At 64.3% G+C, this 6,173-nt stretch carries 7 protein-coding genes; 4 read left to right on the top strand and 3 right to left on the bottom strand.

The window, feature by feature from the left end; all coding sequences use genetic code 11:
* Nucleotides 1-776: coiled-coil domain-containing protein (locus tag ACPGXI_RS17455; protein ID WP_526655200.1), on the top strand; the 776-nt coding region annotated here is incomplete at its 5' end.
* A 31-nt stretch (nucleotides 777-807) separates the two neighbouring features.
* Here ACPGXI_RS17455 and ACPGXI_RS17450 read toward each other — a convergent pair.
* Both ACPGXI_RS17450 and ACPGXI_RS17445 read right to left on the bottom strand, forming a co-directional pair.
* Entirely contained in the window at nucleotides 808-2,013 is a 1,206-nt protein-coding gene (locus ACPGXI_RS17450; RefSeq protein ID WP_526655198.1) for a sensor histidine kinase, read from the bottom strand.
* A 13-nt stretch (nucleotides 2,014-2,026) separates the two neighbouring features.
* The gene (locus ACPGXI_RS17445; protein WP_526655196.1) at nucleotides 2,027-2,671 is read right to left on the bottom strand and encodes a response regulator transcription factor; all 645 of its coding nucleotides are present in this window, start codon (nucleotides 2,669-2,671) and stop codon (nucleotides 2,027-2,029) included.
* A gap of 180 nt (nucleotides 2,672-2,851) precedes the next feature.
* On the opposite strand from ACPGXI_RS17445, the gene ACPGXI_RS17440 reads away from it, so the two are divergent.
* The 3 genes from ACPGXI_RS17440 (at nucleotide 2,852) to ACPGXI_RS17430 (ending at nucleotide 4,905) form a co-directional block, all read left to right on the top strand.
* Entirely contained in the window at nucleotides 2,852-3,112 is a 261-nt protein-coding gene (locus ACPGXI_RS17440; protein WP_526655194.1) for a hypothetical protein, read from the top strand.
* Between the two features lie 85 nt (nucleotides 3,113-3,197).
* Nucleotides 3,198-4,007, top strand: coding sequence for an MBL fold metallo-hydrolase (locus ACPGXI_RS17435; protein WP_526655192.1), 810 nt, complete (start codon nucleotides 3,198-3,200; stop codon nucleotides 4,005-4,007).
* Between the two features lie 55 nt (nucleotides 4,008-4,062).
* The gene (locus tag ACPGXI_RS17430) at nucleotides 4,063-4,905 is read left to right on the top strand and encodes an alpha/beta fold hydrolase (protein ID WP_526655190.1); all 843 of its coding nucleotides are present in this window, start codon (nucleotides 4,063-4,065) and stop codon (nucleotides 4,903-4,905) included.
* Here the strand turns inward: ACPGXI_RS17430 and ACPGXI_RS17425 are convergent, their stop codons facing one another.
* Entirely contained in the window at nucleotides 4,906-5,373 is a 468-nt protein-coding gene (locus ACPGXI_RS17425) for a hypothetical protein (protein WP_526655188.1), read from the bottom strand.
* Between the last annotated feature and the right edge of the window lie 800 nt (nucleotides 5,374-6,173).

Here is a 6,173-nt window from a genome sequence, read left to right as displayed (position 1 = left end):
TGATTGAGACCGTGCAGGCGGCCCAGCTGGACCTTGACAAGAAGGTGCAGCTGCAGACTGAGGCAGAAGAGAAGCACGCCGACGACTTGGCAGCCCTGGACGGCGCCAAGGCCCAGCTTGTGCCCCGCCAGGCTGCCGTCGACACACTCGCTGCTGCGGTCTACGTGGGCGGGGGTGCCGATGACTTCTCCGCGATCCTGACCGCGGCCTCGCCGCAGAGTTTCATCGACGAGCTGTCCATCCAGCGCGTCATGCACTCGACGATGTCCGAGCAGTTGCAGAGCCTTCGCCGGGTCGAGCAGGAGTGGCAGGCCGTGGAGGCGGCCTCGGCCAAGTCTGCGGCTGACGCCAGGGCGGCCGCCGACGCGGCGGCGGCCGTGCGAGCAGACCTACAGAAGAAGCAGTCCGAGGTCCAGACCCAGGTCGCTGTGGTCAAGGCAAGCTATGCCGCGCTTTCCCCAGCGATGCAGGCAGTGTTGGGCCCAGGGGCCCACATCCCCACCGTCGGTATGCGAGGTCTGGTCCCCAACGCCAGGGCCCTCACGGCATACATCATCGCCAACTACCCCGGTGTCCAGTCCATTGGCGGCGTGCGCTCGGACCCGTTGCCCGATCACCCGAGCGGCCGCGCCATTGACATCATGATTGGCTCAGACATGGGCCTGGGCGATGCCATCAACGCCGATGTTCAAAGCCAGGCGGGGCGGTTCGGTGTTTCGTACACCATGTGGCGGGTGGCCAATCACTTCAACCACATCCACGTCACGGTTTCCTGAGCGCGGCCGCGGTGCTCGCGGCGCTTCGCGGTCAGCGTTGTTGGCTGGACCGGGAGGCGGGCGCATTCGGCGGCGAGGTCACGGTCACCTCGGTGCCGGCACCGGGAGCCGACCGGATGTTCAGCTCCCCGCCCATCGCATCGAATCGGGCCTGCAGTGACCCCAATCCGATGTGCCCGTCGGCGACGAACTGATCGACATCGGCTGGGTTGAACCCCTTGCCGTCGTCGGTCACGATCAGCACCACCCGGTCTCCTCGAGTCAGAAGCCGCACCCGCACCGTCGCTGCGCCGGCGTGCTTGACGGTGTTGGTGAGCAGTTCACGGGCCGCGCGGAACATCAGAGCCTGCGACTCGGGCTTTCCTACCTCTTCGAGGTCAGCCTCGATGCGCAGGTCGGTGCGGGACTGATGCTGGACCACCAACTCCCGGACCGCCGCTGTCAGCCCGAGCTGCGCGAGCACCTGAGGGTGGAGTTCGGTGACTGTCGAGCGCAACGCTGTCGCTGTTTGAGCAAGCGCGGCGTACACCGTGTCCAAGGCCGGGTCGGTACTGCGATCACGCGCTGCGTCGAGTTCCAGGCGGGCAGCCAGCAGCGTCTGCAGCGGGCCGTCGTGCAGGTGTTCGGCGATGTTGCGGTTGTGCCGTTCGTCGGCCTGCATCGCTTCGGAGACCAGGTGGCTGCGTGTCTGCAAGAGATCCTGAACGCGTGCCTGGCGCCACGCCATCACCAGACAGAGCGCGGTCGTGGCCACCGCCAGCCACAACAGAAACCCGAAGCGGGTGTACACCATGTCCGGCATACCGACGGTGTCATCGCGTTTGGAGTACACGATCCACACCGCGAGGTAGCCGACGGCGATTCCGGTGCCGTACACCGCGGTCAGTATCGGACGGTCCTGGAACGCCACTGAGATCGGCAGCAGGAAGAACACCGGAAGCAGCGCGGCGGTGGCTCCACCCGACACCAGGCACAACACCACGATGACGAGCACATCGACGGCGGTCGATGCGTAGTCTGCCCACCGCGGCAGCGGACCACGCAGTACCACCAGCAGCCAGAGTGCGGCAGCTACGGCGTAGCAGCCGAGCACTACCAGGTAGAGATGCGGCAGCCAGTGGTCCACCTCCCAGAGCAACACCAGCATCGCGATGAGGCCGATGAGAGGTAGTCGCAGCACCGCCGATACCCGGACGGGCTGCGCGGCGAAGAAGGAGACAACGCGGCTCAACGTCATTCCCACACTCTCATCAGTTCAACAGCCCGCGGCGCATGGCCTCGGCCACCACCGCCCCCCGGTCGCTTACGCCGAGCTTCTCGTACAGCCGCTGCACATGGGTCTTGACCGTCGACGGTGCCAGAAACAATTCCGCGGCCATCGCCGGGATGCTGCGGCCCTGGGCGATCAGTGCGAGGACCTCCCGCTCTCGCGGACTGAGCGCCGGCGCCGCGCTGGAGTCGCGGTTGCGGCGGATCTCTCCGGCCAGTCCGGCGGCCAACTGCGGGGCTACGACGTCGCGGCCCCGCGCGCAACTCAACACCGACTCGACCAACTCGGAGCGGCTGGAATCCTTGGAGAGGAATCCTGCGGCTCCGTCCCGCAGTGCGCTGTAGACGATCGCGGCCTCGTCATGGGCCGAGAGAAGCAGCACCCGGGTAGGTAACTCCTCGCGCAGTACCGCCGCAGCCACCTGCGCCCCGTCCATGCCCGGCATCCGATAGTCGAGCAGTGCGACGTGGGGTCGGTGCGTGCGGATGAGCGCCAATGCCGCTGTGCCGTCATCGGCCTCGGCGACCACGTCCACCGATCCGCTCGATTCCAGGGCACGCACCACGCCGTCGCGGAGCAGCGGGTGATCGTCAGCCACCACTACCTGCACCTTTTCGCCGTTCACCGGGTGAGTTTTTCACACCGCAGGAAGCGTTATCCCCCGATTGGGGGACAGCGATTTCCACCGCACAGACCGCTGTTCGGCGGACAGACATCGGCAACGGGGTACGCGAGAGTTATCTCATCGCCGGAGAGCACCGGCGCAGGAACCGAAAACCCAATGAGCACAGAAGGAGTCACCACCATGACCAGCAACACCGCCCGCCGCTTCACCCGCCTCGTCGCTCTGCCCATCCTGTCGGCCGGCATCATCGGCGGCGCAGCCCTCGGAGTAGCCGGCCCCGCCGCCGCGGTCAACAACAACAAGAACCAACAGGAGGAGCAAATCCAGCACGATCTGACACCGCGTACCGGCATCGTCGCAGTTCCCCAGACCAAGGCTGCGCCGTCGCTCGGATACGCACCCCGCTCGAGCTCGCGCCACCACCACAACCACTGGGGTTGAGTCTGAGCGGCCGGGTTTGGGGTCAGCTGGTCGCGCGCCTCTCAGTGGCCATGGCCACCGCGGGTGGATCGAAGTAGACTTCGTTGTGTCCGAGAGCGGCGTAACCATGAAGATCACGCACTACCTGTATAACGCGTTCCTGATCGAGCATGAGGACGTGAAGGTCGCAGTTGATCCGGGACAGAACTTGTGGATCTTCAAACTCAAGAGTCTGATCCCCACGTCGGAGTGGCCCGATGTGACCCATGTCGTCATCACCCACGGCGACCCCGACCACCATTGGCAATCGGATCGTCTCGCAGCGGCCTCCGGAGCGGAAGTGATCTGTGGCAGGGGCCTGACGCGCGAGGTGGACGGCGCAACGCTTGTTGTCGCACCCCGCGGCCGGGCACTGACATCGTGGGTCCCCTTTGACAATCTGCATCCGCTCGATGTCGGTGAGTCGATCAGCCTGAACGGCGTGCACGTTGAGGCGGTGAAGACACAACACGGCCCTATCGCGGCCCCGGTCCTCGGCTTCACGTATCGAGCGCGGCCCGGACCCGACGAGCGAGTGGGCCTCGGATCAATGGGATTCAAGATCACGATCGGCGATACGTCGATACTCAACCTCGGCGATTCGGTGCTGGTGCCGGAATGGAGCGGCGTCTCAGCGGATGTGCTGATGTTGCCGATCGGCGGGCTCGGCGCCAACACGTGGACGATGGACGTCGACGAGGCGCTTGAGGCGGTGAAACTAGTTGCTCCGCAACGAGTCATCCCGTGTCACTACAGCGTTCCGTTCCTGTGGAAGCGGCGGTTTGGAGTGGCCGATGATCAGCGATTCAAGCGTGAAGCAGAGCGACTCGGCGTGGCGTGCACAATTCTGGGTTATGGGGATTCGGTGAACATTTGACGTTCCGCGCAGGGCGGGCGCCGTGATCGCGCCGCGAATCGATTCTGCGATTCAGATGTCTGACGGTCGGCGCCTGGCTTATGCCGAATACGGTGCGGCGACCGGCGTTCCCGTCTTCGTCTTCCACGGAGTCCCCGGCTCGCGTCTCAGCTGGGGCATGCTGCCAGATGGTTCGCTTCCGCCCGCCGCGCGCATCATCGCCCCCGATCGTCCCGGCTACGGTGGCTCGGACCCCAACCCCGGCCGGACACTTCTGGACTGGGCGAATGATGTTGAAGCACTGGCAGATTCGTTGCAGATTGGCAAGTTCGCAGTGCTAGGCATCTCCGGAGGTGGCCCGGGTGCGCTGGCCTGCGCCTGGAAGATGCCCCGGCGACTCACGACGGTGGGCATCGTCTCGTCGCCCGCACCGACCGATACGCCCGGGGTGTTCGAGGGAATGAGCGGGACCAACCGGTTTTTCCTGAAACTGGCGTGGTATCTACCCCGGTTGTCAAACGCGAACACCCGATTCCTGGCGGCGTTCATCAGACGCAATCCCCGGCGATACATCGACACGATGAAATACAAGATTGACGACGTGGACAGAGCTGTCCTCGATCGACCGGAAATTCATCAGATGTTGGTCAACGACTTTGCCGAAGCCGTGCGCGGTGGTGCGGCGGGGATGGTCGACGACATCACCGCCAATCACGGCCTCCCCTGGGGTTTTCCGGTGGAGCAGATACGCAGCGAGGTCCTGTTGTGGTCATGCGAGTTGGATCGAAGCGTTCCGCCTGCGATGGGCGAATCTTTGAGCCGCGCGCTGCCGTCCTGTCAGGCCCACTTCGTGCCCGGGGCAGGGCACTTGTGGATTCTCCTGCACCTGCGAGAGGTATTGGACAAGCTCACCCCCTGATCACCCAGCAGTCGAAAGATCTCTTGTTGAGTCGGTCTCCGCTGATGCCGACTGCCCGGGTCCGCGAAACCAGCCAACATAGGTCAGATACAGGCCGACGAGTGCGAAGAAGATGGCAAGCGCTACCCACCAGAACTGCGCGCCGATCATGCTGTTGGCCATCGAGATGAAGGCCGATGGGAAGGCCAGCAGGAGCACCCCCCGCAGCACGATGAGCCAGCCCAGCACCGACACGATGATCGCCGCCGCGCCCCGCCAGTAGTGGTGACCGGCGACCATGGCCAAGCCCAAGGCCAGAGCGGTGGCGCCGATTACCCAGGTCCACAGTGAATTCGCCTCGAATTGCGAAAATAGCGCCTGAATATCGGATGCGCGGGCCATGGCCGTCACGCAGATGATGACGAGGAAGGGACCGATCACGCGCGAGAACGTGCGGGTCCGCGTTTGCGCCTGTTCTGAAATGCTCATCGCCGAGCCTCCCGTTCGCGCCCGCGGTTCGCGGCCGCCACGTTCATCACATCAGGCTGGGAACGCACGTGACAGAGGCCGACGCCCTGATTGTCCGGGACCTTAGTCCTGAATTCCGCAGCCTGCACCGGGCCTGCGTTCAGTGCGCAGCGGCGGGCGCAAAGCGAAGCGGCGGGAGCGGCCTCCGCTCAGGGGATGTGTGGACGCTTAGGGGATGTATGGAATTGCCGGAATAGCGGGAATAGCCGGTACTGGCGGCGCAGCTGGAATCGGACATCCATCCACCCCGGGAACACAACTCGGAGCCGGAGGAACCGGGGGAACTGGAGGCGGCGTTGGATACTGAGCTGAAGCCACGGGTGCCCCGGCGAGGGCGAGGACTGCGATGACACCGATGATCGAACGCTTCATCTGAGCCTTCCCTTCATCGTCTGTGACGTGGAAGCAGGCCTCCATCGTACCTAGAGGCCAGGGCCTTTGTTGCGGAACGAGCTGCATACGGTGGCCGGCCCAGACCAGGTCGATCGCACTGGCTGCGCCGCCCGCCCGCCTCGTCCGGCATGTCGATATCGACCTCGCCGACCGCCGCGTCGAGGTCGGCACCCAGTGTCCTAAATTGACGGGTCTTGATTCGACGGGTCTTGATTCGACGTGGCTTGATTCGACGTGGCTTGATTCGACGTGTCTTGATTCGACGTGTCTTGATTCGACGTGTCTTGATTCGACGTGTCTTGATTCGACGTGTCTTGATTCGACGTGTCTTGATTCGACGTGTCTTGATTCGACGTGTCTTGATTCGA

The organism is Mycobacterium sp. (assembly GCF_049608025.1).
Classification (GTDB): domain Bacteria; phylum Actinomycetota; class Actinomycetes; order Mycobacteriales; family Mycobacteriaceae; genus Mycobacterium.
Note: the sequence above shows the minus strand (reverse complement) of the source record. Positions and strands in the feature narration are given on the sequence as shown.